The sequence below is a fragment of the Pseudomonas sp. GM60 genome, assembly GCF_000282415.1.
Lineage (GTDB): Bacteria > Pseudomonadota > Gammaproteobacteria > Pseudomonadales > Pseudomonadaceae > Aquipseudomonas > Aquipseudomonas migulae.
On record NZ_AKJI01000023.1, the window covers coordinates 39,207 to 65,234 of the forward strand.

Genomic DNA, 26,028 nt, shown 5'->3' on the forward strand with positions numbered 1-26,028 from the left:
CTGCAGCAACCTATCCGCTTGGCCATTTCCTTGCGCCAACCTGCGCCCGTCTCTTTCTCCCGGAAAGAGACGGGCACTCCTACCGCTGCTGCAGCCCAACTCGTACAAGGCTTTGCGGCATTCCCCCTCGTGACAATCGGCGTGACAAACACCGAAGTCACCAGCAACAGCGATGCAGATGATGGTGCCGCAGCCCAGAGAATGGACTGCACCTGACTGACAGTCAGGTATGCCCCGGTCATCGCTTCACTGCCTTCACCCGACTCAGGATCTCGCGGCGCCGGTCTCGTCAGCCAGTGCAGCCTCCACCCGCCCACTTCCACCGAAGTGTTCAGGAGGACAGATCATGAGATGCCCAAGCTCCCGGTCGTAAAGAGCCGTCAGTCCCGCGTTAGTGGACAACCCTCACAGGTCGCAGGGGCCTTGATCCCTGATAACACTCAACATTCTTGGCGGGATGACGTGGGGAAAATTTTAAAAGTTTTGGCTTCGAAAGGAGTTCGATCATGGCACTGGTAGGTAAACGTGACGGGCGCAATTTTGGCTATGGCCGGCAACTGAGTTATGCCGGGCCGCAGGCGTTAAAAGACATGTTCGGTGGAGGGCATTACGGGACCGTCAAAGCGCACAGCGATCGTTGGCTGGCATTTGTACGATGGTGTCGGTCTGAGGATGGGCCCGGGTTTAACGATGCGAGGCAAATTGATCGGCAGACCTTGCTGGACTACGCCGGTCATCTGCGTCACCAAGTTGAACAAGGCGCTATCAGCATCGCCACCGCGCAAAACCGATTGTCCAGCGTAAACCGAACCATGGCCGCACTTCGCGGTGATCAGTATGTGAAAGTGCCGAGTCCGAGCAAGACGCTGGGAATGCGGCGGAACAGTGTTCGTCGCTCGGTGCCGCAAGGCCAAGACCGCGAACACGTGAAGCGGGTCGTAGAGGCGCTCTGTGTACATCAGCAATCGCGCGCAGCCGCTATCGCATTGCTGGCCCGAGCCACCGGTATGCGCTTACGCGAGACGATTTTGGCCGACCTTCCCCGTCTAAAAGTTGAAGCCAAGGAATTCGGCAAGATCAACATCCAGGACGGCACCAAAGGTGGCCGTTCAGGCGCGTCAGCACCTCGTTGGATTACGGCAAATGATCATATTCGTGACGCACTGAGATTTGCCGAACAGGTCTCACCAGACGGCAGCCGCGACCTGCTGGCACCGAACGAAAGCTACCTCGACTTCCAACGGGAAATCGTCCGCCCCGCCCGAGATATCCTCCATACGCACAACCTCAAGGGCTTCCACGAATTGCGGGCAGCCTATGCGTGCGAACGCTATGAGCAAATCACCCAGCATCCTGCACCCATTAACGGTGGCCGTTGCTACCAGCTCGACCGACACCTCGATCGAGTGGCCCGAGCACAAATCAGCTATGAGCTGGGGCACGCTCGTATCGACGTGGTGTCGGCTTACATCGGGGGTCGAATATGAACGATATGGAGCTGTTCCTGGCGGGCGTGCTGACCGGATCGTATACCACGCGCCAACGCCACATCCGTCAGGCGAAGACTATCCAAACAGAAATCGCTGAGCGCTGGAATCGAGATAACCCATGGACTTGGAAACGCAAGCATATTGTTTGGTTTCTAATCAATAAAAGAAATGGTCGAAGCGACGCTACCTGGTATTACTACAAGCTTACAATTAAGTTAATTATTAAGCGTCAGCTCCATACCCTGTAATGTGGATCTTTGATAGTTTCGTATGAAGATAGGCAATGCTCGGATGCGTGATTCGTTTCTGCGCAATGAAGTAAGTTACCTCGTTCGCGAATGCTACGCCCCGTTTGGGGCTATGGGATGGGCAGGACTCAAACTCTCTGTACTAACAGACACCATAAGTACCACTGCAAGTAGATCATCAGCAAAATATGCAAAACAGGTAATTGAGGAGCTTCCCAATTTCTAAAAATAGATAATACTTTTAAAAAATCAAAAACATCCTGTGGAGCCCCTCTCCGGGGCTCTCTTCGCTTAGTACTCTTGTACGATTTATTTCGTGGAATTTGTTCGTTTTGGATTGACCAGTACCATGATGTCACCCAGAGGGAAGAAGAACGATTCCGGCTCCACCTGAGTGGTCGCCTGCTCCACTGACTCGCGAAGAAGTGCAACAAACTCTAGGGCTGACGCGTGGGAACTATGTGTGCGTTGACGCAGGAAGTTCCCCCAGTCACACCAAACTGCTCGTGTGTCGTGATCTTCAGCAGCAGTGAAATGAGCATAGTAGCGCCCCAATACGACAAGATGGATGGAAAGGCCCCCATCAGACTTGATCGAGAGACGCTCTTCCACCCCATTGATGCCAACAGCCGCTATCCAGTCCAATACTTCCACGATCCATCTGTTGCTGTCACGGACTAGACTACTTGCGTTGTTCCGCCGCAACTTGTCGTCATTCATGAATGGCTGCTGCCATTTTAGCTGGAAGAGCATAACACTGTTACACTCGGGATCATATGCAACGAAATCAATATCCGTGACCACCCTACCATCTCGTTTTATATTGACGCCGTCCGTGCATCTCCAACGAGGTGAGGGAAACTGGTCCCGAAGTTGAGAAACCCATCGAGACTCCCGCCGATTGGCAGCCTCAAACCATTCTTTTTCGTACCGTCTGCGCAACTCTGTCCAGAGAAAGGAGAACGGGTTTAGCTCCAGGCCATACATTGGAAGCACTACGAGGTCTTGACTTGTCCTAACGACAGGTGCGAGCGTAGGTACTCCACGCTCCAGATGGTCCTTGGCATTTCCCGGACTCAATGTGAGATGATCGAGAATGTCAGATACATCTTCTCGCGTCGCTTGAAGAAAGCTGGCCACTCCTTCGACAAGGTCCTCTCGAAGTGCACCGCCGGTCATTAGGTTTCTTATCCCGATCCTTGGATCATCTGCATTCAAAAGCCCGGCATAACATAACCTTTGCTGCGACATCGCAGATAGCGCTTCCAAGACCGCTATGTACGCCGAATATGGACGACCACCAAATTGGTCATTATCATCCAACATATCTCTAAATGAGATTCTTCGCAGATACAGGACCGCCCATTCCCTAAAGTAGTCGTCGACACCGATGAACGGTAGCTCTTCAGGAGATGTGTTGCTACGCAGATACTTAATTAGACGAGGGAGTATTTCCACATGGCGGCGCTCCAAGGCCTCTTCTTTTTGGCGATCTTCTGCAACTGTCATATCGCTGAGCCAGCTCAGTCCTTGGGACCCGATCTGCTCTCGGTAAGCAGTCGCATCATTGATTGACAGCACTAGTAGCTTCATTCCTCTCAATTTGCGCTGGTCGATCTCAGCCTTAAGAGCACCGGAGCGCAATAAGTTCAGCTGCTTCTCGGCCATCGTGAGGTAGCCCATTCGCAACAGGAACTCGTCTGTTTGTTCGGCCGTCCTCGTGTTAGAGGCAAAAAGCGTGGGCACACCGGCCTTCAGTTCGGTAGGCAAAATTCGTTGCAAGGCGGCATTGATCGCATGCTTGCGAACGTTTTCCATCTGTCGCTCTGAATCATCCAAGCCCTGCAGCTCAGGGATTAGTTCGCGACAGAAAGCGAAGTCGATAGCGCGAACCGCCTCAAATGTCAGAGCTTCTGAAGGTTTTTCATAACCACTTAGCAGATACCGTTCATCTTCGATTGTTTCTTGGAGGAGATCTACTGGATTTTTCATGATGTTCTGCATGGACGAAAGCCGAAATTTATGTCGTTCTGGTTCAAGCAGAATGTCCGCAGGTTGTTAGACCTGCCCCAAAGACAGACTCCGCCGACGAATGATAATTTTAATGTTGGCACTTTAAGTCATTTTCCATTCATCCGAGATCACTAACGATCTAGCTCTCACTGAACAATCCAAGTGAATGCCGAGGGCTCCAAACCATTAGGGGATTACCCAGTTCCAATCCCACCGGATCTGCTTTCCTGGCTCGAAAGGCTCATCCATGCGGCTGATCAAGCGAGGTTCAAAAACGTGGACCATCGGTTCAAAGTCAATCGCTTCTGCGAGTATTATCGGGTGCTCAAGACGATGAATCACTGCAGTGGGATCAAGCCTGCTAACGGAAGATCTTAGAGATCAACGATAGCAAGGTATCCCCCCCCGGTTTCGCTATACCCTGATCACCGATCTGATGAAGCCACCGGAGCCACAACCGGCACCTGGTCAAGGACCTCATCAAGACGACGTGGAGTACGTCACAACAGATACAGAAAAACTGAGGGAGTGTGTGGATTACCGGTGAAGGTATCAGCTCGATGCCTCCCCTCATCTGATGCCATCCATTTCATAGCCGAGAACCATAGTTTATTTTCTCGAAAACGGTGCTTTGAGACGAAATTTCGCGCAGTATTCCCACACAATCTGAGCGCGGCCGTTGGGGCGCAGCTCAGTGAAGGATTGATGGGGCCGGTCGCCCCATGATTGGTGGAATATTAACCACCATGTAGAAACTTAGGGGAATGTTCGTGAATCGTTGTGTCGGTAAAAGAATATACACAACTGATGACGCTTTTGGAGAAAGGGTTCTAGATCTTAATCTTAGCTCTTGGCCGCAGTCGTCCGCATATATGGAAAGCTTTACCTCCCCCCAAAACACAATAAATTTTTCTAATTTTCGATTGAATTTAATTTATGTCATCATTTGATATACGTATCAAAAAGTTAAGGTGTGTCGATCTTTTTGCCGGCGCGGGAGGATTCTCCTTAGCCGCTAAAAAATCAGGATTCGAAGTAGCCGCAGCCGTTGAGCTCAACAAACATGCCTGCGATACATATAGAGCAAATTTGGCTAACGACGGAAAAACAAAGCTATATGAGGGAGACATTCTGAAACTCCTTCCAGAGGTTCTCGTTCAAGCTCACTTTTCTGGTGGAAATGAATGTGATCTTTTGCTTGGTGGTCCGCCGTGCCAAGGATTCTCGGTGCATAGGATAAATAATTCCGGGGTAGCGGATCCGCGAAACAAATTAATTCTCAGATATTTCAAATTTGTTAAAACACTACAACCAAAGATTTTCCTAATGGAAAATGTTCCCGGCTTGCTCTGGGATCGTCATAAATCTTTTCTCGAAGAGTTCTATCGCGAAGCGAAGCGTTCAAAATACAAAGTAATGCAACCTATAGTACTAGATGCGCGAGACTATGGATTACCCCAGCGACGAAAGCGTGTATTCATCTTAGGTATTCGACCAGACATTGATATTAACATCGAATGGCCTCCCGCACCGACTCATGGTAATGAATCTCAAAGACTCAAAAAGCCCTTTCTTAAGGCGTGGGTTCCGGCAAGTACAGTATTTGAAAAACCGCCAATACTAGACGACGAAAATAACAGGCATATGCAGCACTCTGATGCAATACGGGCTGTTTTTGAGTCAACACCATTGAACGGTGGGAGTAGAAGTGAATCAGGCCGTATCCTTCCCTGTCATACAGGGCACAACGGCCATCGGGATGTTTATGGGCGTATTGACCCGAAGGAGCCAGGGCCAACGATGACAACCGCATGTATTAACCCTTCAAAAGGGCGGTTCGTTCACCCAACAGAACATCATGGCATTACCGTAAGACAAGCTGCGAGATTTCAAACCTTCCCTGATTGGTTTACATTTAAAGGCGGATTAATTGCAGCCGGAGAACAGGTAGGAAATGCAGTCCCGGTTGACCTTGGGCAGAAACTTATTTCTCCAATAGCAGCTGCTCTGCTGGAACTTAACGAATAATCAAACGCATTGGAGGCGAGTCAATAAATGATTGAAGCAATCTCGTTTAAGACCAGAGCCAGAACAATAGACCACTTGGGAAGAGAGCAAATTGCTGACTGTCCCACAGCAATTTCTGAACTTTGGAAAAATGCGTATGACGCATATGCTAAAAATGTAGCGTTACATATTTACCAAGGACCAACGCCAATATGCTCCTTAATTGACGATGGTCATGGTATGAATCGTAAGGAGTTCATTGAAAAATGGCTTGTTGTAGGTACTGACTCAAAAGCAAGCGGAGATCAGACTAAAGAAGAAGACCGAAATGGCTTAAATCCCAGGCCACGCCAAGGACAAAAAGGGATAGGTAGGCTTTCTGCCGCGGCGCTGGGGCCGCTACTACTGTTTGTGTCGAAAAGAAGAAACTCCCCTTTTGTAGTTGCCTTAATTGACTGGCGCTTGTTTGAAAACCCGTATCTACTACTGGACGATGTAGAGATACCAATAATCGAGTCAACAAACAAAGAAGATATCTTAAAGGAACTACCAAACCTGTTTACTAGCCTCTTAGGCAATATTTCAGGAAGTGGTGAAAATATAGATCGCGACGAGCGGATCATTCAAGCGTGGGCAAGGTACGAAGAAGTTGAAAAAAGTTTCAACAAGGAAAGTACCCGCTCCCTAATAGAAAGCGCGATTATCAGCTCAGCATTCAGCGACGAAAACTTCTCACAATGGCCGGTATGGAACAATACAAGTGATCACGGCACAGCATTATTAGTATCGGATATCTCTTTCGACCTGCTAGCTCAACTCAATACACTGGCATCCTCATCACAGGAACAAGCCGAACAACAAGCAAGAGAGCGCTTACGAGAGACGCTATCAAATTTTACCGATCCATTTTTTTCGGAAGATGATGTAAAAAGTGGCTACGCCATCAGCGACTTTGATTACAAGGTTATGACCTGGCACGGCCAACTTCCGACACAGATCATCTCGGAAAACAAATCCTTTGACTATAACAATTTAGAAGATTTAGAGCATGTTCTAGAAGGTGAATTTGACGAATTCGGAGTGTTTAGAGGAGCGGCAAAGGTATTTGGGAAATGGCAGGATGAACCAATTATTATAGTTCCAAAGTCAATTGGTGCTGTGCGCTCCGACACTCGGGTTGGTCCGTTCCGTCTGAGAATCGGAACTTTTGAACAAACACTAGAAAACACCTCTCACCCGAAGGAGGTGTGGTCAAAACTACTTGAACAGTCTGCGAAGCATGGTGGATTTATGGTATATCGCGATGGGCTTCGCGTTATGCCTTACGGACGAGAGGATAACGATTTTTTCGAAATCGAAAAAAGACGCTCGAATCACGCAGGACGAGAGTTCTGGTCATATCGTAGGCTCTTTGGACGCGTAGCAATTGCGAGGGCACACAACCCAAACTTAAAGGACAAAGCGGGACGAGAAGGTATAATTGACAATAAAGCCGCTAAGGTCTTCCGTGACTTAGTGGAAAATTTATTGATGACCTCCGCTCGGCGTTACTTTGGTACAGACTCTAAAATCAGAAAATTAGTTCTTCCAGAGATTCAATCTAACAACAAACAGATTAAGGCAGAAGCCGCACAGAAAAATGTTCGTGCGCGTCAAAGAAAGGAATTCAAAAGCAAGTTAGAAGCCTTTACCCCCAAAGTCGTAAGTTTATGTAATGAATTAGAAAGCATTGCGCTCTCCGCACAAGGCCAGGAGCTTCCAACAAATGAAGAAGACCTCCTTCGACTTCGCGAAAGGCTGCTAGAGCTTCAAGCCACGCGCGGTGAACTTACATTCGGATCAATACCGACGACTTTAGGCTCAATGGCTGAAGGCTATAAAACCTTCAGAAAGATGGCAGTACGCGCTAATGACTTAATTTCACAACTGAATAGTACAGTTCTATTCAGTTTAGAAAAAGTTAGGCCAAAATCACCAAGAGATATCGCTTATTCTGAGCTCAGCAGACACGCCAACTCACTACAACAGCGTTTAAAGCGCTGGGGCACAGAGGCTAGAAATCTGCTTGCTGCAGAAACAGAACGGCTAATATCATTAGTTGACGAAAGAAATAAACTATACCACGCAGCCAGTTTACCTTTTCTTGAATCTCTTGAAACAGAAGAAAATTCACTCACGAAGACATTAAATATTCTTGCCTCTGAGCGAGATCGACTCGACCAAGAGAATGAAGAATTATTTTCAGCATATATATCAACCCTGCGCAGCCTAAAAGAAAGCATTGATATCGATGCTATGGTTTCATTTTCTCTAGAGCGCTATGAAAGCGCGATAAACGAGATTACCCGCTTAAACTCTTTAGCTCAACTGGGCATCACAGTTGAAATTATTGGCCATGAAATAGAAGGCTTGGAATCAACTATCTCTGATGCTCTGCGCGAATCTTCAAATGACTTCAAAAAAACCAAACAATATAATGCAATAAATCACGCCCACTCTGAACTTTCAGATCGCTTACGGTTCCTCTCTCCGCTAAAACTGTCAGGAGAGAAGGTTCGAGAATGGATATCTGGCTCTGACATTTTTGAGTATACAAAAAACTTTCTAAGTAAATCGCTAGATTCCTGCGATATAAAATTCACAGCCACTCAAGAATTTGAAAAATTTTCAATATTTGAACAACCTCAAAGAATTTATCCGGTTTTCATAAACCTAATAAACAATTCTATCTACTGGATTGCGAACCGAGAAAGGCCAGAAATATTACTCGACGTCATAGACAATGAGATCGTAGTTTCCGATAACGGCCCAGGAATTGATGCCGACGACATTGAAAAACTTTTCACTCTCTTTTTTACTACGAAGGTGCGTGGTGGTCGAGGGGTGGGGCTCTATCTTTGTCGAGCTAACTTAGCCGCAGGCGGGCACACTATTGCTTATAGTAACACTCCTACAAAATCCAGATTATCTGGCGCAAATTTTTTGATAAATTTTAAAGGGGCTAAACATGCTTGAGTCAATCTCTCCCATAGAGTTTAACGCCCCTTTCCCAGGCGACTACGACTCTCTTATAGAAGAAGCTTATATCGAGCCAATAAGAACAGTAATTGTTGTCGATGATGAATTCCCTTCCCTTGATGGCCTAATAGCAAAAGAGTTGAATGGAAGCCTGCCATGGAAAGGGCAAGAAAGAGACGCCAAACAAGCAATGGACATATTAACCTATTGCCGTACAAGACCACGTCCTTGGCTAGTTGATTTCCACGACGGAAGAAAAATTACTATATCAGGTGAGGACAAAATAGCGCCGTACCTTCATCATAGCGATTTAATGATATTGGACTTTCATCTCGACGGAGACCATGGAACTGGTGACAATGCAATTCGCATATTGCGCAACCTCGCCGACAATAATCATTTCAATATGGTGATCGTTTACACAAAAGGCGAAAATAAAAAGATAGAGCCTGTGTTACGTCAAATCACCTTAGGCTTGATGCTCAAGGAACCATCGCTCTCAATCGAGGGCCGCGCAAAAGAAATTATAGAAAATGCAATATCCGAATGGGAAAATGATGACCCTGATATTAAGTCAAAACTAACAGACTCCATATCAGAGAAAACATATCTAGATGTTCGCCAGAATAACAATGGCAGTCGCTCGTTACTTAAGTCGCCAGAATGGTCGTCTATCGAAGAGTTACTCAGCCAGTACACTGGTAAAAAACTAGAAAACACCCTTTGGGCAAAATGGCTAATCGCAGAGAAGCAAGATGATATCGCAGGTCAATTCTCAGAAACATCACATGGTGAAGTATCATGGACATGGAGTGAAAACTTCAACTGGATAAAAACGGACAAATTATTTTTAACAGTTGTAGATAAATCCAATGCTCCGAAAGATCTTCCCGGGAAATTGATGACTGCAATAAAAAATTGGCAGCCCTCACCTCACCAACTATTAATGGCTCGTATGCGCGCGCAGATGGACGAGCATGGTATCATCGCCGAATCACGAGTATTAAAAGACCGCTTTCTACAAGCAGGATGGATGCAGAAAATATTTAGTGGCTCATGTATCGATCGAAAACAGACTCTGAAACACACTGTAGACCGGCATTGGGAGTCTCTTGGAGACAACTTAAGATCGGACATCGACGCCTATGCGGATAAACTTGCTACACATTTAAATGCCGTTGGCGAAGCGAAAACTTTCGAGCGATTTTTTCCGAGCATAGATCTACAAAAAGACAAAAGCACTATTCTCAAGCGCCTCAACAATCATGCTTGCATGAAATCAAACTTCGAACACTCACACCTCATGACAGGACACATAATTGAACTAGGCAAAGAGCTCTGGGCTTGTTTATCCCCGGCCTGCGATTTAGTGCCAGGACAAAAGAAAACTGGGTGGTACGGAAGACTTGGAAATTACCTCCCATTTATGGCTGTACATCTCCAAAAAGTTTCTGACGAGACTGCTTTAAGAGAAGCAAACCAAAATATTTTTATTTTTATAAAAGACGAACCACACCTCGGTTGTTACTCTTTTTGCCCTATGGGTTTAGCTAATAAAAACCCACAATGGGAGCAATTTTTTGCAAAAAACAATGGTAAGTTTGAAAACCAAATGGGCGAGCTTATTATCGGTCGATTAAATGACTCAGAGACAGGCCTTGTATTTGGAGAAAACAGTGCCAAGATCGTCGGACAACTGCGTTACGAGTACGCATTGAATCTGCTACAAAGACTTGGTACTAACCTATCAAGAGTCGGACTCGATTACCATGCAAACTCATCCCCCGATTAAACTCCAAGAGAGTTTTGACGTCATAATGACTTACACAAGCCAGGAAAAAATGACGTCATACTCCTCTATTTTATCGAACGAGAACGCAATGGTATTCTCAAGGTGTATTACCTAGGAGTTGAGGCGGTTCAGTTTCAGTTCTGATACAGACGGATGACTTCGCCTCAGGCGAGGTCTCCGAGCATTATGCGCTGATTGAGGATAAATCTATGTAAGCCCATACAAAGCGCCCCTACGAAGGCGCGGGGCGCGGAATCCTTATTAAACTATGCAATAGTTTGCTGGGTTTTCAATTGAACAGTATTGACAAACAAACAATAAAGAAACTTGGTTTCTGCCTATTTAATATTTATTGTTCGAGAGAAAATTTTTAATTTTTTCGACCAACAATTCAGGCGATCGAATCTCGCACTGCCATATCACTGCAACTTTCCAACCCTCCGATTCAAGAGCTGCGACATTCCTATGATCCCTCTCTTTATTTTTTGCAATTTTATCACTCCAAAATTCAATATTGGTCTTAGGAAGTGCTGCATAGCGACAATTTAAATGCCCGTGCCAATAACATCCATTAACAAATATCACCTTTTTTTTACCAAAAAACACTATGTCGGGACAGCCAGGCAACTGTTTTCCATGCAGTCGATAACGATAGCCCAGTGCATATATTAGCTGACGAACCTTTATTTCAGGCTTAGTGTTTTTTCCTTTAATCTGACTCATTAGCCAGCTACGATGCTCGCGGGTCAGCGTATCCATATCCAATCACCTACCTGCAACATAATGTGACGTTGTAACTGTTGCCACCACTCTTAAAAATAGACACTTATGCAATGAATAAATTCAATCCCCATGGGTTGAGCTTGGCATTTCCTTGGGCCTTGCTCTGATCTCCTACCTACGCGCTTTCCAGAGCCCTTCCTTATTCCTCCTGCGGCCCTCGCTGACCTTATTGTTAATTAGTTGAACGAATGAGGTAGCCGAGAATAACCCGCCCTCTTTCAAATATGCTTTGCAGAGCGAGCAAAGCTCGGGGCATATCCGATATTACGAAGCAAGTCGAAAATATCTTCAATTCCACCGTCTCCGACCCCTATTCCGTGCAGCTTCTCTTTCCACTCTTCATGCAACCCGCTTTCGTACTCAGCCTTGTTATATTCAAAATTCGCTAATGGATTCGCTAACTGAATAGATGGAGCCCTCGAAGTTTAATTTCGCGTGCTTGGCGATGACACACTCCCGAGTTCGATACCAATGAAATCCATAAATAGCTAATCCACAAATAGTTACTGGTTGGGGTACGACAAAATTTCCACAGATTTCCAGACCCGCAGAAAATCTAGGCTACGCGCTATCTACCGTTTGTCTGGTGCCACCATACAAAACGAAGCCCTCGTAGAAATACGAGGGCTTTGTTGTTTCTGAAGTGTCCACATTTCGTCCACACCTCGCCCTATCTGAAACCCACGCCTCTTCGCACTGCTCCTGCCGAACTTCGCTCACGTTACAAAACCGTCTAATGCCCCGAATTCTGTACCAAAGGTTCACACTTGGATCTTTATGCGAAATTATGAATTGGCAATAATTTTGGCGTCCCCATAAAAAAGCGCAGTGCATGAGCCGAATTCTTCAGCGCCCTGAACTGGCTGAGTCAATGGCAAACCAGCTTCTCAATCCAGGTGTGCTCGATGAAGGTCTGCGCTCAGGTTTATTTTTGTCTGGCCTACGCCGAACAGGCAAAACGACAGTTCTGAAAAATGACCCAGTCCCTGCACCGGAAAAAGCGGGTGTCCCTTTTTCGGTCTCTTTCCGCCTTCAACCTACATTCCGGCTCCAGCGCCGGGCGCGTATTGCCGCTACCTAATCATCGGAGGCGAATTTACCCTGATCTGCCTCCTCCGCCGCCAGCTCAATCTGAGCAGTCGGTGTCTGTTCATGCTCGATGTATTCGCGAAGTATGTCCGTCACAAAATGGCTCACGCTTTGGCCATTCATCCTGGCCAGATCGGCGAGAGCGTGCGATAGGTCTTCCGGCAGGCTCAGGGATATTTCGGTCATGGTCGCCTTGATAGTGAGCGTTGGTTGGGCATCTTATATCGTCGTCGCCCAAGCACACCGATACAGCTCAATTGATGAAAAGTCGTCGGAGATGTCCTCATCGCTCGGTGGAAATGCTCCCTTGAAAGGCTGGTATGTGGGATGTACGGCTTGTTTAGAGGTGCTTGTTTAATCGCGTTTCGCGTCACTTCCTGAAAGCTACAAAACCTTGCGGCATTGCCTACAGTTACCCCAGAATCCGCCGGCTTGTGCGGCTAAAGCCCGGGCTCTATCGTTGACCTGCCACTGCTCATCAGTGGTCGGGCTTAGCGGCTCGAGGTTCGTCTTTTGCACGTGCATCCATCCCACAGGTGTTTTTCCATGCCTGCGGTTTGATGGTGGCTGTATGCAGGGCGCCTTCGGGCGCACCGGCTTTGAGACGTTCCCCGGTCCGCTAACCTGCGTGCAGCTGCCACCCTTTTCACTTAGCGGCGGGAAGGGTCGGCACCCAATAGGGAAACGTACTCATGCGTAAAGTAACCCCTGATCCTCCGGATGCAGATAACGCATCTCCGAACGAAAGCTCCGAAACCCGCGACGAGGATGATCACCACGCCTCCTTCGCCGACATCAAAGCCACCCCGCGCAAGCCTTGCGCGATGTACAGCGTCAACCCGGAAGTCGACATCCAAACCTTGCTGGGTTGTGTCAGCGAGTCGCTGGCATCCGCCAGCGTTATCACCATGGATGTGGCAGACCGAGAGACGGGGCCAAGTCGCAACTCCCTGCTGGGCGTTCACCAGATTCTGATGGTGGCAGAACTCTCGGTGAACCGGGCGCTGGACCAACTCGACCCGATTGAATAGAACGCTGCACGCAAAAAAACCCGCTCAAACTCCGTGGAGCTCCTGTCGCTCAAAAAGAGGAGCTCCACAAACCCCAAATATCTTTTCGGTGAGCTTTATAGGTATGAAGCTTCTCTTTCGTAATCAGAAGATTAGAGGCTCGATCCCCTGTACCAGAAACAACTAAGCCCTCGCAGCGATGCGAGGGCTTTATTGTTTCCGAGGTTTGGCACGCAGGCCTTAGTGAATCACGCGACGCTCTAATTGCCCTTCTGGCACTGCTCAAGAATGAGAACAGCCCCCGGATAATGAAACCCGGACGTGCTGGTAACCAAACCACTCTCCGGGTCCGGAAAGTAGGCCGCCACGTAATGGGTCCGACCACGTGTCTGGCTACTCAATTGCTCATGAAGTTCTTCGTACCAAGCCTTGATGTAGGCCGTTACCGGCTTTTTGCCCGAGTTTTCCAGTAGCTTCTCGAAATCGGAATCGGGAAAGAAAGGCGCGGCGAAAGTAGCTGAAAATCGGTAGTCCGCTTCCTGCACGCTCAACTCTCTAACATCTTTCCAGGCAGATTTCTTTTTCTTGAAGATGTTCTTGCTACGAGGACCCGTTGCGGTGCGCGTCCCGATTCGTTGCCATGCCTGCTTGGCTTCGAATGCAAAAGAAACATCGGGTGTTTGCACCATCAGATCGGCACGACCGGTGCGATGGTTTTTCTCAAGGTTTTCATCTGGGGCCCCGCGCTTGGTCGTGCTGTACTCCTCAAGCGCGGACCACTGATTGATCCACGCCGCGCCCGCTAGAACACTGATGCTGGTCCGCTCGTTGTACCACCAAGGTGCATCACAGCAGGATTCTCCAGTCGCCTTTTCAACATTGCGCAGGTAGCGGTCAATCGACTTTTTCCACCCCTGCAATAGCTGCTGTATATGCTCATCGTGTGCGAAATGTTCAGTGTTGAAACCGTCAATGGTGAAAAAACTCATGAAATTAACTCAACTCCTTTTGGGCGCTGTGGCAGGGACAATCATTGCTGGCCACTATTACGACATCATCCGCGATAACACCAGCCAACTGACCGATTAATGTGGCAGGCAAATAAAAAAACCCTCGTCGCAAGACGAGGGTTTTTGTTGTTTCCGCAGTTTGGAAAAGCCGGTCTTAGTGACCCGCGCTCTGCCCACCATCCACATGCAGGATTTCACCCGTAACAAAGTTAGCGCTGTCGAGATACACAACCGCCTGCGCAATGTCGCTGATCTCGCCCATGTGCCCGACCGGGTGCAGAGCGCCCAGCGCTGCGTGGGTTTCTTCACCGTGCATCGGCGTCTTGATGATGCCTGGGGAAACCGCGTTGACCCGAATCCCGCGCTTGGCGTATTCGATGGCCAGGGATTTGGTCGCCGCGTTCAAGCCACCTTTGGTCAGCGAAGCCAGTACCGATGGCACGCCGTCGATAGCGTGGTCGACCAGGCTGGTGGTGATGTTGACGACATGGCCGCTGCCTTGTTTTTCCATCTCGGTGATGGCGAGTTGGGTGATGTAGAAGAAGCCGTTCAGGTTCACCGACAGCACGTTGGCGTAGTCTTCAGCGGTGTACTGGGTGAACGGTTTGGCGACGAAGATACCGGCGTTGTTGACCAGGGTGTCGACGCGGCCGAAACGTGCGATGGCTTCACGGATCACTTGTTGAGCGACTTCCGGGTTGCCGATGTCGCCGGCCACGGTGAGGATGTCCGGATCGGTGGATGGCTTGATCGAACGGGAAGTGGCGACAACTTTGTAATCCAGATCACGGAAAGCTTTAACCATGCCGGCGCCGAGACCTTGGGAAGCGCCAGTAATTACGATGACTTTTTTCGAATTGCTCATGATGAACCTCTACTAATAAATGATGGTTTGAAAAAGTAATGAATCAGGCTTCGGCGGGTTCCTTCGCCATTTGTCTCAACATTTGTTCGTAGTACTCGACCGACTGCGAACCGGACACCAAGTGCCGACCGTTGAGGATCATGGCCGGCACCGAATTGATGCCGTGCTGCTGGTAAAAAGCTTCCAGCTCACGCACTTCTTTGGCGAACGCTCCGGACGCCAACACCTCTTGCGCCGCCGCTGCATCCAGCCCCGCTTCGGCTGCCAGTCGAACCAGCGTCTCGCGATCACTCGGGTTCTGGCCGTCGGTGAAGTAACCGCGTAGCAGGATCTTCTTCAGCGCAACTTGCCGCCCTTGCTGTAACGCCCACAACAGCAGACGGTGAGCATCGAATGTGTTGTAGAAGTGGGTGCGCTTCTCCAGGTCAAACTTGAAACCGAGTGCTTCACCGCGAGCGATCTGCATCGCTTTGCCGGAGGCGACGTCTTCAGCGGTGCGCCCGTATTTGCGCATCAAGTGCTCGACGGCTTTCTCGCCTTCAGGCGGCATGTTCGGGTTCAACTCGAACGGCTTGTAGGTCAGCTCCACCGAAACTTCACCCGCCACGTTCTCAATCGCCTGCTCTAACGCCGTCGCGCCCAATGCACACCAAGGGCACACCACGTCGGAGACGAAATCGATGGAGACCGACGCAGTCACGACTTGCCCTCCTTCTCAGCCAGTTGCTTGCGGTACTGGGTGGTAGTGATCCCGGCGTAGCCCCAGTTATCGGTGTCGACTTCTTCGATCACGATGTGGGTCAGGTGCGGGTCCTTCTTGAGGACGCGTTCCAGTGTTTCAGTGATTTCAGCGATCACCTGAGCTTTCTGCTCAGAGGTAACGCCATCGCGGGTAATGCGTACGCTTACAAAAGGCATGAGGAAGATCTCCAGTGACCTGCTCATCGGGATGATGGGTAGGTGTTGGAGCTCAATGTAGGAGTTTGGGGGGTGGGGATAAAGGTGGGGGCGGGAACATCATTAGTTACGTGGTGTAATGCATGACGCCATAACCTGTCGCAATTTTTCACTTTTTGCGACACGTCTTGGAAACAGAATTCGCCGACAGAGCGGAGATCGCTTTTCGTAGGAGCCGGCTTGCCGGCGATGGCGATTTTAAGGACACCATCGCCGGCAAGCCGGCTCCTACAGATCGGTGTTTTAATCGACGATCACGGTTTCAACGGTGATTTGCTTGAGGGCATGAAACGGTGCGAGCGCAGCGTCATCGGCAGCGGCGCCGGTAATCAACCGCCACTCCCGCTCAATCGGCGTCCAGTGCTGTTGCCGCGCACGGCCGAGTTTGTCTGTGTCGGCGAGTACCACAATCTGCGCCGCGCGTTTGATGATGCATTCCTTGAGATACGCTTGCTGCGCACTCGCCTCGCACAAACCAAACTCTGCAACCACACCGTCCGCGCCGAGGAAGGCTTTGTCGACGCTCAACCGGCTCAAGGTCAACTCCGCCAACGGCCCCAGCGTGCTCATGCTCGAACTGCGCAAGTCACCGCCGATCAAGGTCAGGCGAATGCCCGGCGCATTGGCCAGGGTCATCACTGCCAGCAGGTTGTTGGTGACCACGTGCACGTCTTGTCGCGAGCACAGGTGATGGGCCAGCGCGGCGCAGGTGGTGCCGCCGTCGAGCAGGACGGTGTCGCCGTCCTGGACATGCGCCGCCGCCGCTTGGGCGATGGCGTCTTTCTGTTCCCACTGGCTGGTTTTGCGCTCTTCGAGCGAAGCTTCCGGTTCATGCACGCCGACCACGGCGGTGGCGCCGCCGTAGGTGCGCACCAGGTGCCGTTGTTTGGCGAGCATGGTCAGGTCGCGTCGCACCGTGGCTTCCGAAACGCCGAGGGCCGCGCTCAATTGCTCGACGTTGGCATCGCCGATGCGTACGAGGTCAAGGATGGCGCGGTGGCGTTCGGAGGCTTTCATGGCGGGTCTCGCACGGTGGACGGTGGTCGATCTTACACGACAGCGCCCCTGCGGCTCATCCCCGTCGCGTGGCCAGTTCCGCGCCCTGGCGCAGCGCTTCAAGCAGGCTGCGCTCATCGGCGATGCCTTTGCCGGCGATGTCGAACGCGGTGCCGTGATCGACCGAGGTGCGGATCACGTCGAGGCCGACGGTGACGTTCACGCCTGCTTCCAGGCCGAGCACCTTGACCGGGCCGTGACCCTGGTCGTGATACATCGCGACCACCAGATCGAAGTCACCACGTCCGGCGCGGAAGAACAGGGTGTCGGCTGGCAGCGGGCCGGTGACGTCGAGGCCGCGTTCCTGCAACAGCTTCACCGCAGGGATGATTTTTTCTTCCTCTTCGCCATAACCGAACAGGCCGTTTTCACCGGCATGCGGGTTGATCCCGCACACGCCAATGCGCGGGCGAGCGATGCCGGCCTTGATCAGCGTCGCGTTGCCGCGCTCGATGGTGCGCTGGACCAGGCCCGGCTCGATCTTGCGGATCGCGTCGATGATGCCAATGTGGGTCGTTACGTGAATCACCCGCAGCTGCGGTGCCACCAGCATCATGGAAACTTCATCGACGTTGGTCAGGTGCGCGAGCATTTCGGTGTGGCCAGGGTACTTGTGGCCGCCGGCGTGCAGCGCTTCCTTGTTCAGCGGCGCGGTGCAGATCGCGTCAATCTGGTTGGCCTGCGCCAGCTCTACGGCACGAGCGATGTATTGGTAAGCGGCGTCACCGGCGATGGGCGAGAGTTCGCCGAATGGCAGGTCGTCGGGGATCAGGTCGAGGTCGATGCAGTCGATCACGCCGGTCTCGTAGCGTGCCTCGGACGCGTCCTTGATGCGGCGCACTTTGGCGCTGCCGCCGACGATCACATTGGCTTGTTCGAGACGGCGCGCATCGCCAATCACCAGCGGTCGGCACTGTTGATAGACGATGTCGTGAGTCAGGCTCTTGACCACGATTTCCGGACCGACACCCGAGGCGTCGCCCATGGTGATGCCGATGATAGGGAGGTAATTGCTCATAGTGTTCATTCGAGTCCTTGGATTCGTGTGCGTTGGGGCGAGGAGCGATCGGCGCTGTCGCTCAGGTGTTGCCATGCCGCATACAAAGCGTGATCGGTGCCGAACGCGCCGGCCTTGGTCACGATGCCGGGACGATGGCCTTGCCGGGAAACAGTCGGGCGGGCGAAGGCAACGCCGGCCTCGATTTCGGTGATGAGTTGCAGGCTGTCGATGCCGACGGTGGTCAAAATGGCCCGCGCCGTTTCGCCGCCTGTGGCGATCAGGCCGCCGACCTTGGCGAAGTGCGGTTCGACCAGCACGGCCAGCATCGTCGAGAGTTGTGCACCTTCGTGCGGATCGAAAGCGTCATCGCGGCCGATGCGAAGCAGCAGATCGCTCCAGCCATCAAGTTGTTCGCCGATGCGTGTTTGCCAGGTTGCCCAATCTTCATGGGCGACGCCCTGGCGAAGGACCTCAGGCGGGACGACCAATTCGCTGACACCGCCGCGCTCCTTGAGCAGCGCGCATTGCCGCTCGCAGACGCCGGAAAGGCTGCCGACGAGGATCAGAATCGGCGCCTGGTTTTTTTCCTGAGCGGTCGGTTCGATGGCCGTAAACCGCGTTTCGGCGAAATCCGGAAGACTGGCGATTTCCCGCGCCAGGCCTCCCGAACCGATCCAGAACAGCGGCTGATCCATCGACGCCGTCAGGCGAGCGAGGGTCAGCAGATCGTCTTCGATTTGTGCATCGACGATCAGCGCTTGCGTGCCGCTGCGGGCGACTTCGGTGATGTGTTGCGCGAGCGCATTTTCGTTGCCGCGCAAAGTGTCGAGATCCAGCGTCGCAGTGCTCAGGCCGGCGGCGATGAGCATCGCTTCTACGTCAGCTGGGCGATCAGCGTTTTCGAGCTTCCAGGTATCGGTGGTTTCCAGCGGTTGACCGTTCACGAAGACCCGACCGCCGCGCAACGTGCGCCCCGTAGCAGGGAATGCCGGGGCAACGATCGCCAGGCCGGCCAAGGGTTGCAGGGCAGCGACTTCCGCTGCCCAGTTACCGCGCAGGGTCGAATCGATTTTCTTGTACAACCGCTGCCCAGGCTGATGCAGCGCCTTGAACGCAGCGACGGTGCGCTCGGCGGCCTGCGCCGCAGAGAGGCGGCGAGTGTCCGTATCAGCAGCGATCACCTGAGCATCGGCCGAGTCGTTCAGCGGATCGAGCGTGACCACCGTTTGCAGCCCCACACTCGCAAAGCCGATGGCGCAATCCGCCGCGCCGGACAGATCATCGGCGATGATCAGAATCCTCATCGCAACGCCTCCTGCTTTTGAGGTTCGATCTCCTGCTCAGGGATGACGACAGGGTTGCGCTTTTGTACGCGCTTGGCGACGGCTGCAGTGAGTATCGGCGCAAGAATCGCGGTGACCACCACGCAGGCGGCTACCAATATGGTCGCGCTCTTGGCCGCTTCGGCGTACACCGGATTGGCTGCCGCGATCAGCGCAGGAACGGCTGCGGCGTTCCCGGCGGTGGTAGCTGCAGCGACACCGGCGACGCCCGTGCCACCGGTCAAACGATCAGCGAAGAACAGCGGAATGCCAGTCAACACAACGACGGCGACACCCATGCCGAGACCCAGCAAACCGGCCTGCCAGACGTTGTGCAGATCCAGGCTGGCGCCCAGCGCCAAAGCGAAAAACGGGATCATCACCGGAACGGCCTTGGCCAGGAAGTCGCGCATGTCGCGGTCGAGATTGCCCAGCAACATGCCCAGCGCCAGCGGCAGGATGCTGCCCACCAGCGTCGGCCACGGGAACGCCGACAGGCCGGCGATGCCGAGGGTGACCATGGTCAGGAACGGGCCTGACTCCAGGGACATGACCGAATAGGCACCAACGTCTTCGGAGCGACCGTACTGCCCCATCAGCGCCATGTACAAGCCGCCGTTGGTGTCGTTCATCGCGGCAACCACCGCCAGCGTCGAGATGCCGGCGAACAGGCCTGACGAAATCGGCTGCTCACCCAGGAAATGCCCGAGCACGATACCGATGAGCACGGCGATGCCGACTTTGGTAATCAGCAGCGTGCCGCCCTTCTTGAGCAGGTAAGGCGTGGCCTTGATGTTGATGCTCGCGCCCATGCACACATAGAACACCGCGAGGATAGGCAACGCCCCGGTGAACAGTGCGTTGGTGAAGGAGCCGAAAAACTTGGGCGTATCAGGCATGAAGGTGGCGACCAGCGAACCGATCAGCAGGGGCACGATCATCATGCCGCCGGGGATGCGTTCTATGGTGCGCTTGATAGGAAATTGGGCCACGAGGGTCTCCTTTTATAATTGTGGGGTAAGACGTGTTTCACCTCGAAACTGACTGAATCGATCACAAGAGTGATTGATTCAGTCAAAATTATCTTATGCCACCCTTACAGATTGCGCAAATCAATCATTCTGGATGCTCGTTTTGATCATTTTGCGTCGTTAGTCGTTGAGCACCTGATGCGCTTGCCGCGACCTAGAGCCTCGCGCCGCCCACAAAAAAGCCCCGAACCAGTCGGGGCTTCTTCGTTCTCAGCCTCTAATCAGGCCTCGATACGGCAACCGATCATCAGAAAATGTTGATCGGGTAATCGACGAACACACGGACTTCGTTGCCGCTGACGTTGTACTCACTGGACTTCTGCGAAACACGCAGGATCGAGCTGCGCAGTTTCACGCTCAGGTCTTTGGCCGGGCCGCTTTGCACGACGTACTTGAACTGGTTGAAGATTTCGCGCTCGGTACCGCCTTCGCTGGTGGAAGTGGTGATGTTGTCGCCGCGCACGTAAGCCACGTTGTAGCTCAGGCCCGGAACGCCGAACGTGCTGAAATCCAGACCGTAGCCGACCTGCCAGCTGCGCTCGTCTTCAGCGTTGAAGTCGGACCAGTAGGAGTTCGCCAGGTAGATGGTGTTGCCACCGTCACCGACGCGACCTTGATCCTTCTGATAGCCGCCGTAGGCGTAGCCCAGGTTGCTGTCGCCGGTGCTGCGCTGGTGAGCGACGGTGAACGAGTGCGGGCCGGTGGCGAAGGTGGCTGCCAGGCTCCAGATCTTGTTGTCGTCGCCGGTGGCACCGCTTTCGCGGACGTAGGAATCGTCCAGCTTGGTGCGGTAGCCGTTGAAGTCGAGGGTCAGGGACTGATCCTTGTCGATCGGGAATACGTAGTTGGCGTTCACGTATTGCTTCTTCAACACGTCTTCAACGTCGGACGCGTACACCGCCGCCTTGAACTGCTCGGTGAACTGGTAGCTACCGCCCAATACGTTGATCGACTTCAGGCCACCGCTGTCACGACCTTCCGCGCTTTTGCGCGATTCGGCGGTGAAACGACCGGCGTTCAGTTCCAGGCCTTTGATCTCCTTGGAGGTGATCAGCGTGCCGGTGTAGCTTTCCGGCAGCAGGCGTGCGTTGTCGTAGTTCAGCACCGGCAGGGCCGGCATCTGGTCGCCGTAAGTCAGCGTGGTGCTGGAGAGACGGAATTTGACCGCTGCGCCGCCCTTCGACAGGTCGTCAGCCGCGTTGCCGCTGTCGCCCTTCTTGAAGAAGTCGATGCCTTGCGCGCCGGTGCGACCCTTGCCGCCATCCAGACGCAGTGCGTACAGACCGAACGCATCCACACCCACTCCGACGGTGCCTTGGGTGAAACCGGACGAGAACGTGCCGATGGCCGCTTGGCCCCACTCGGCTTTGTCCTCACGACTGTCTTTGTAGTCACGATTGATGTAGGCATTGCGCAGCAGCACTTTGAGGCTGCTGTCTTCAACAAAACCCTTGGATTCGGCCTGGTCGTTAGCCATGGCCTGTGTCGCACTCAACATCCCCAGAGCGATCAGGCTGATTCGCTTATTCAACATTTTGTTCTTTTCCTTATTTCGGGTTGATACGCGCTGTGTCGAACGGCTGAAACGGCGCTATCGCACTCTTTTTTCACCCGAAAACAAAAAGGCCCGCCCACGATAAATCGCGGAGCGGGCCTTTTTATTTTTTTGAGTCATGGCGGTTAGCCACAGGCGTTGGGGCGAATCCTATCCGCGCCCTTAACCATGTGTCAATTTCATGAATCGTCTGTGAATAGGTGAAAATCGTCTAAGAAATTACTTGTCCACGATTGCCCGTTGCACGGTGTGGCTGTCGACGAATTGTTCAAAATGGGTAACTTTGCCATTGGCGATGGTCCACAAATGGGCGACGCGAGCATTCATCGGCCGGCCGGTAGCTTTGTAGATTCCGCTGTAATTGCCGTAGGCAAACACCTTGTCTCCCTGTGCGACGTAGTCCTCGATCTTCAGCTGAAAACCTTCCCATTCCGTGGCCAGACGCTTGAAGACATTCTCGACGATGGCGTCAAAACCAACGTAGGTGCCGGCGTAGGGAAAGCCTGCGGCTTCGGTCCAGCGAGCGTCATCGGCCAGGGCTGCGGCGGTGTTGCGCGCATTTTCCTGGGAGTTGGCGCCTTCGTAGGTGCTTTTGATCAGGCTCAGGTTATCCATGAGAGGCTCCGGGAGAATTCAGTGGGCACAGCCGTTGAGGCCACAGGCTTGAAACTCGGATGTCGCGGCGTCTGCGGGAAGCGATTGACTCAGCCATGCCGCGAAAGCTTGCGGCTTGCCGAGCCACGGGCTGATGTCGATCAACGTGAACTGGCCATCCTGCTCCAGGGCGAAAGTCGGGAAACCATGGCCGCCGACGCTGGCCAACAAGGCGCGACTGGCTTTGATGTGGCGATCGGTATCGGCGTTTTCAAACGCTGACAGGAAGGCTTCGGGCTCCAGGCCGATGTCGTTGGCGAGTTCGATCAACACGGCTTCATCGGCGATACGCCGCCCTTGCACGTAATGCGCGCTCTGCAAACGGCCCAACAACTCCAGCCCACGGCCAGCCACCTGCTGCGCCGCGAGTACGGCGGCAATCGGCGGAGCGGAGTCGAACACCGCCGTTTCGTCACGCAGCAACCCTTCGAAATACGCTTCGCCGAATGGCTGACCGGTGTACTCGGCGATGCGTCGGTCGTGGGGCATCACGTAGTCACGCAAACGTGGCGAGACCCTCTGGCGGTTGGCGCCGGTCATCATGCCGCCGCCATGGGCAATCACCGGCAGAACGGCCTGAGCGGCTTGCACCAGTGGTTTTGCGCCGCAGCACCAGCCGCACAACGGGTCGTAAATGTAGTGAAGGATCATGGGAAGGCTCCGGCGATAAGGTAGGAAAAATCGATGCCGGCAGGTTAGCCCTGCGACAGTTTCTAAAAAACGCCGGAATGGCTTTCAGTCTGTTTCATGAATCGGTCGAATGCTGCAAATCCTTCCTGTAACAACTACGACACAAATTGAAACAATCAAACAAAGGAACTTCTCAGGAATAATTCACGAAAGTAAATAGCAAGCATTACCATTCGCACCCTTCACGATACTACCCAAAATCCTACGGATGCGTCCTTAATGCCTGCCCCATTTCGTCTTACGCCCTTCAGTCTTGGGCTCTCTGCCTTGCTATCTGCCGGTTTTTCCTACGCCGCGCCTACAACCCTGCCGGCAACTTCGATCAGCGCCGAAGCAGAGGCCGACGATCCACGTGTGAAAGAAACCAGCACAGCGACCCGCACGGCCACGCCGGTACGCTACGTGCCACAAGCCATCGACTCGATAAAAACCTCGAACGTCGTCGATTACGGGACCAACGATCTGGGCACGGCGCTGAGCGGAATGCCCAACGTCAGCAGCGGCGCCGACACCCGTTTCGACAGCTTGCGCATTCGCGGTTTCGACGCCAGCAACGACTTTTACCTGGACGGTATTCGGGACGACAGCCAGTACGTGCGCGACCTGCACAACATCGAGCGCATCGAAGTCCTCAAGGGGCCGGCGGCGGTGTTGTACGGCCGTGGCAGTCAGGGCGGGATCGTCAACCGGGTCAGCAAGCTGCCGGAATTCGGCCGCCGTTCGACCATCGAAGCCCAAGGTGGCAGCAACGATCTGCGCAGCCTTTACGCGGACCTGAGCACTGACCCCAGCGAGAACATCAGCCTGCGTCTGAACATGGGCAACATGGATCAGAACAGTTTCCGCGATGGCGTCAGCGGCAATCGCCAGTTGTTCGCGCCGTCGATGAGCTGGCAACTGACACCCGACCTCAACTGGTTGGTGCAGTACGAATACAGCCGCTACAACCGTACGCCGGATCGCGGAATTCCCGGTGTCAACGGACGCCCGGCAGATGTCGGACGGGATACGACCTACGGCAGCGATAACGATTTCATCGATGACAAGTCGCAATCCCTGCGCTCGAAACTCAGCTATGACATCAACGAGAACTGGCAGCTGCGTCAGACCTTGGGTGTGTTCAAGCTCAACAGCGATTTCGACAACACCTACCTGACGGGCTACACCCCGGCGACCAACTCGGTCACGCGCCAGCACTGGCAGCAGGACCTGAATACCCGCAACGTGTTTAACAACGTTGAGCTGGAGGGTGGTTTCGATACCTTTGGCCTTGAGCATCGATTGCTGACCGGCATCGAGATCGGCAGCCAGCGCCGCGACCCGATCCTGTACACCGCCGCCACGACCGGCCCCGGCAGTCGGCCCGTTCCGGCGCTGAACCTGAACAGCCCTAATCGCAATTTGCGTCACACCGGACGCATGCAGGTGTCCAGCGACAACCACACTGAAGTCGAAAGCCGTGCAGTGTACGTGCAGGACCAACTGCGCCTGAACGACGAATGGCAACTGTTGGGCGGTCTGCGCTATGACACCTTCGACATCGAATCGACCAACAACCTGCGGGGCATTTCCGAGGACCGCGACAGCCACAGCACCAGCCCACGTGTAGGACTGGTCTGGACGCCGCTGCAGAATCATTCCTTCTATGCGTCATGGACCAAGACCTTTTCCCCGGTGGGCGGTGGCTTGATCGGCATCACGCCTGGCGCTGCCGGCAACACCAACGACCTGAGCCCCGAGCTGACCAAGCAGAAGGAAATCGGCGTGAAGAGCGACTGGCTCGACGATCGCCTGAGCACCACGCTGGCGGTCTACGAACTGGAACTCTACAACCGTCGCACCAGCGATCCGCTCAACCCGACCATTACCTTGCTTTCCGGTAAGCAACGTTCCCGCGGGATCGAGCTGACCGGCACCGGCAAGATTGTCGGCAACTGGTACGTGCGCGGTGGCGTGGGCGTGCAGGACGCGACGGTCGAGAAGGACAACAACGGCTTTGAAGGCAAGCGCATCAGCAACGTGGCCAAGCACAACGGCAGCCTGTTCCTGACCTGGAAACCGGAAATGGGCTGGTACGCCGAAACCGGTTTGACCCTGGTGGGCCAGCGTTACGCCGACAACCTCAACACCACCGTGCTACCGGGTTATGGCCGTTGGGATGCGTTGGCCGGGTTCCGTCAGAAGGATTGGGATTTGCGCGCGGCGCTGAACAACATCAGCGATAAAACCTATTACTCGTCGGCCACCAGCGCGGCGCAGATTCAACCGGGTGAACCGCGCAGCGTGGTGGTGACCGGGACTTACAGCTTCTAAACACCAAAGATCCAGACTTCACACTACCTCCCTGTAGGAGCTGGCTTGCCAGCGATGAGGCCATAACATTCAACATTGAAGCTGGATGAAAAACCGCCATCGCTGGCAAGCCAGCTCCTACAGGG

Annotated in this window: 21 protein-coding genes and 1 pseudogene; 8 read left to right on the plus strand and 14 right to left on the minus strand. The window is 52.9% G+C overall.

Going from position 1 to position 26,028, the window contains the following annotated elements; genetic code table 11:
* Window positions 1-506 precede the first annotated feature (506 nt).
* Window positions 507-1,487: an integrase domain-containing protein gene (locus tag PMI32_RS26000; RefSeq protein ID WP_008024983.1), complete on the plus strand. Its 981-nt coding sequence runs from the start codon at window positions 507-509 to the stop codon at window positions 1,485-1,487.
* Entirely contained in the window at window positions 1,484-1,738 is a 255-nt protein-coding gene (locus PMI32_RS25995) for a hypothetical protein (protein ID WP_008024985.1), read from the plus strand. Before PMI32_RS26000 ends, PMI32_RS25995 begins: the two co-directional genes overlap by 4 nt.
* A 309-nt stretch (window positions 1,739-2,047) precedes the next feature.
* Here PMI32_RS25995 and PMI32_RS25990 read toward each other — a convergent pair whose 3' ends face one another.
* On the minus strand, window positions 2,048-3,742 hold the full coding sequence (locus PMI32_RS25990) for a hypothetical protein (protein WP_008024986.1): 1,695 nt from the start codon (window positions 3,740-3,742) through the stop codon (window positions 2,048-2,050).
* A gap of 945 nt (window positions 3,743-4,687) precedes the next feature.
* Here PMI32_RS25990 and PMI32_RS29490 point away from each other — a divergent pair.
* Genes PMI32_RS29490 through PMI32_RS25980 form a run of 3 tightly spaced genes read left to right on the plus strand, consistent with a single transcriptional unit; the run spans window position 4,688 to window position 10,568 of the window.
* The gene (locus PMI32_RS29490) at window positions 4,688-5,779 is read left to right on the plus strand and encodes a DNA cytosine methyltransferase (protein ID WP_008024989.1); all 1,092 of its coding nucleotides are present in this window, start codon (window positions 4,688-4,690) and stop codon (window positions 5,777-5,779) included.
* Window positions 5,780-5,806: 27 nt separating this feature from the next.
* Window positions 5,807-8,773 (plus strand): ATP-binding protein, encoded by a 2,967-nt coding sequence (locus PMI32_RS29495; RefSeq protein WP_008024990.1) that lies wholly within the window; start codon window positions 5,807-5,809, stop codon window positions 8,771-8,773.
* A complete protein-coding gene (locus PMI32_RS25980) occupies window positions 8,766-10,568 on the plus strand; it encodes a response regulator receiver domain (RefSeq protein ID WP_008024991.1) in 1,803 nt (600 codons plus the stop codon). Before PMI32_RS29495 ends, PMI32_RS25980 begins: the two co-directional genes overlap by 8 nt.
* Window positions 10,569-10,910: 342 nt before the next feature.
* On the opposite strand, the gene PMI32_RS29500 is transcribed toward PMI32_RS25980, so the two are convergent.
* The gene (locus PMI32_RS29500) at window positions 10,911-11,327 is read right to left on the minus strand and encodes a very short patch repair endonuclease (RefSeq protein WP_081501745.1); all 417 of its coding nucleotides are present in this window, start codon (window positions 11,325-11,327) and stop codon (window positions 10,911-10,913) included.
* An 856-nt stretch (window positions 11,328-12,183) separates the two neighbouring features.
* Between PMI32_RS29500 and PMI32_RS29505 the strand changes: the two are divergent.
* Window positions 12,184-12,357 (plus strand): annotated as a pseudogene (locus PMI32_RS29505) (ATP-binding protein); the annotation flags it as partial.
* Window positions 12,358-12,428: 71 nt separating this feature from the next.
* Here PMI32_RS29505 and PMI32_RS25975 read toward each other — a convergent pair.
* A complete protein-coding gene (locus PMI32_RS25975; protein ID WP_008024993.1) occupies window positions 12,429-12,626 on the minus strand; it encodes a ribbon-helix-helix protein, CopG family in 198 nt (65 codons plus the stop codon).
* Window positions 12,627-13,132: 506 nt separating this feature from the next.
* Between PMI32_RS25975 and PMI32_RS25970 the strand changes: the two genes are divergently transcribed.
* A complete protein-coding gene (locus tag PMI32_RS25970) occupies window positions 13,133-13,471 on the plus strand; it encodes a DUF6124 family protein (RefSeq protein WP_008024995.1) in 339 nt (112 codons plus the stop codon).
* A 239-nt stretch (window positions 13,472-13,710) separates the two neighbouring features.
* Here PMI32_RS25970 and PMI32_RS0128645 read toward each other — a convergent pair whose 3' ends face one another.
* The 11 genes from PMI32_RS0128645 to PMI32_RS25920 all read right to left on the minus strand — a co-directional run bounded on the left by PMI32_RS0128645 (window position 13,711) and on the right by PMI32_RS25920 (window position 23,551).
* Complete coding sequence (locus tag PMI32_RS0128645; protein WP_008024997.1) at window positions 13,711-14,439, minus strand: hypothetical protein; 729 nt, start codon at window positions 14,437-14,439, stop codon at window positions 13,711-13,713.
* A 175-nt stretch (window positions 14,440-14,614) separates the two neighbouring features.
* Window positions 14,615-15,325, minus strand: a complete 711-nt coding sequence (locus PMI32_RS25965; RefSeq protein WP_008024998.1) for an SDR family NAD(P)-dependent oxidoreductase — start codon at window positions 15,323-15,325, stop codon at window positions 14,615-14,617.
* A 43-nt stretch (window positions 15,326-15,368) separates the two neighbouring features.
* Window positions 15,369-16,025 carry a DsbA family oxidoreductase gene (locus tag PMI32_RS25960; RefSeq protein ID WP_008025000.1) on the minus strand — a complete coding sequence of 219 codons (657 nt, stop codon included), beginning with the start codon at window positions 16,023-16,025 and terminating at the stop codon, window positions 15,369-15,371.
* Window positions 16,022-16,243 (minus strand): tautomerase family protein, encoded by a 222-nt coding sequence (locus PMI32_RS25955; protein ID WP_008025002.1) that lies wholly within the window; start codon window positions 16,241-16,243, stop codon window positions 16,022-16,024. The genes PMI32_RS25960 and PMI32_RS25955 overlap by 4 nt, the downstream gene beginning before the upstream one ends.
* A gap of 282 nt (window positions 16,244-16,525) precedes the next feature.
* Complete coding sequence (locus PMI32_RS25950) at window positions 16,526-17,299, minus strand: DeoR/GlpR family DNA-binding transcription regulator (RefSeq protein WP_008025004.1); 774 nt, start codon at window positions 17,297-17,299, stop codon at window positions 16,526-16,528.
* Between the two features lie 55 nt (window positions 17,300-17,354).
* Window positions 17,355-18,356, minus strand: a complete 1,002-nt coding sequence (gene pdxA, locus PMI32_RS25945; protein ID WP_032828579.1) for a 4-hydroxythreonine-4-phosphate dehydrogenase PdxA — start codon at window positions 18,354-18,356, stop codon at window positions 17,355-17,357.
* A gap of 5 nt (window positions 18,357-18,361) precedes the next feature.
* Window positions 18,362-19,642 (minus strand): four-carbon acid sugar kinase family protein, encoded by a 1,281-nt coding sequence (locus tag PMI32_RS25940; protein WP_008025007.1) that lies wholly within the window; start codon window positions 19,640-19,642, stop codon window positions 18,362-18,364.
* A complete protein-coding gene (locus PMI32_RS25935; RefSeq protein ID WP_008025009.1) occupies window positions 19,639-20,652 on the minus strand; it encodes a 2-keto-3-deoxygluconate permease in 1,014 nt (337 codons plus the stop codon). Before PMI32_RS25935 ends, PMI32_RS25940 begins: the two co-directional genes overlap by 4 nt.
* A 286-nt stretch (window positions 20,653-20,938) precedes the next feature.
* Window positions 20,939-22,225, minus strand: coding sequence for an OprD family porin (locus tag PMI32_RS25930; RefSeq protein WP_008025011.1), 1,287 nt, complete (start codon window positions 22,223-22,225; stop codon window positions 20,939-20,941).
* 240 nt (window positions 22,226-22,465) lie between these two features.
* On the minus strand, window positions 22,466-22,861 hold the full coding sequence (locus tag PMI32_RS25925) for a nuclear transport factor 2 family protein (RefSeq protein WP_008025013.1): 396 nt from the start codon (window positions 22,859-22,861) through the stop codon (window positions 22,466-22,468).
* Window positions 22,862-22,879: 18 nt separating this feature from the next.
* Window positions 22,880-23,551, minus strand: coding sequence for a DsbA family protein (locus tag PMI32_RS25920; protein ID WP_008025015.1), 672 nt, complete (start codon window positions 23,549-23,551; stop codon window positions 22,880-22,882).
* A 258-nt stretch (window positions 23,552-23,809) separates the two neighbouring features.
* Between PMI32_RS25920 and PMI32_RS25915 the strand changes: the two genes are divergently transcribed.
* Window positions 23,810-25,903, plus strand: coding sequence for a TonB-dependent receptor (locus PMI32_RS25915; protein WP_008025017.1), 2,094 nt, complete (start codon window positions 23,810-23,812; stop codon window positions 25,901-25,903).
* Window positions 25,904-26,028: the final 125 nt, after the last annotated feature.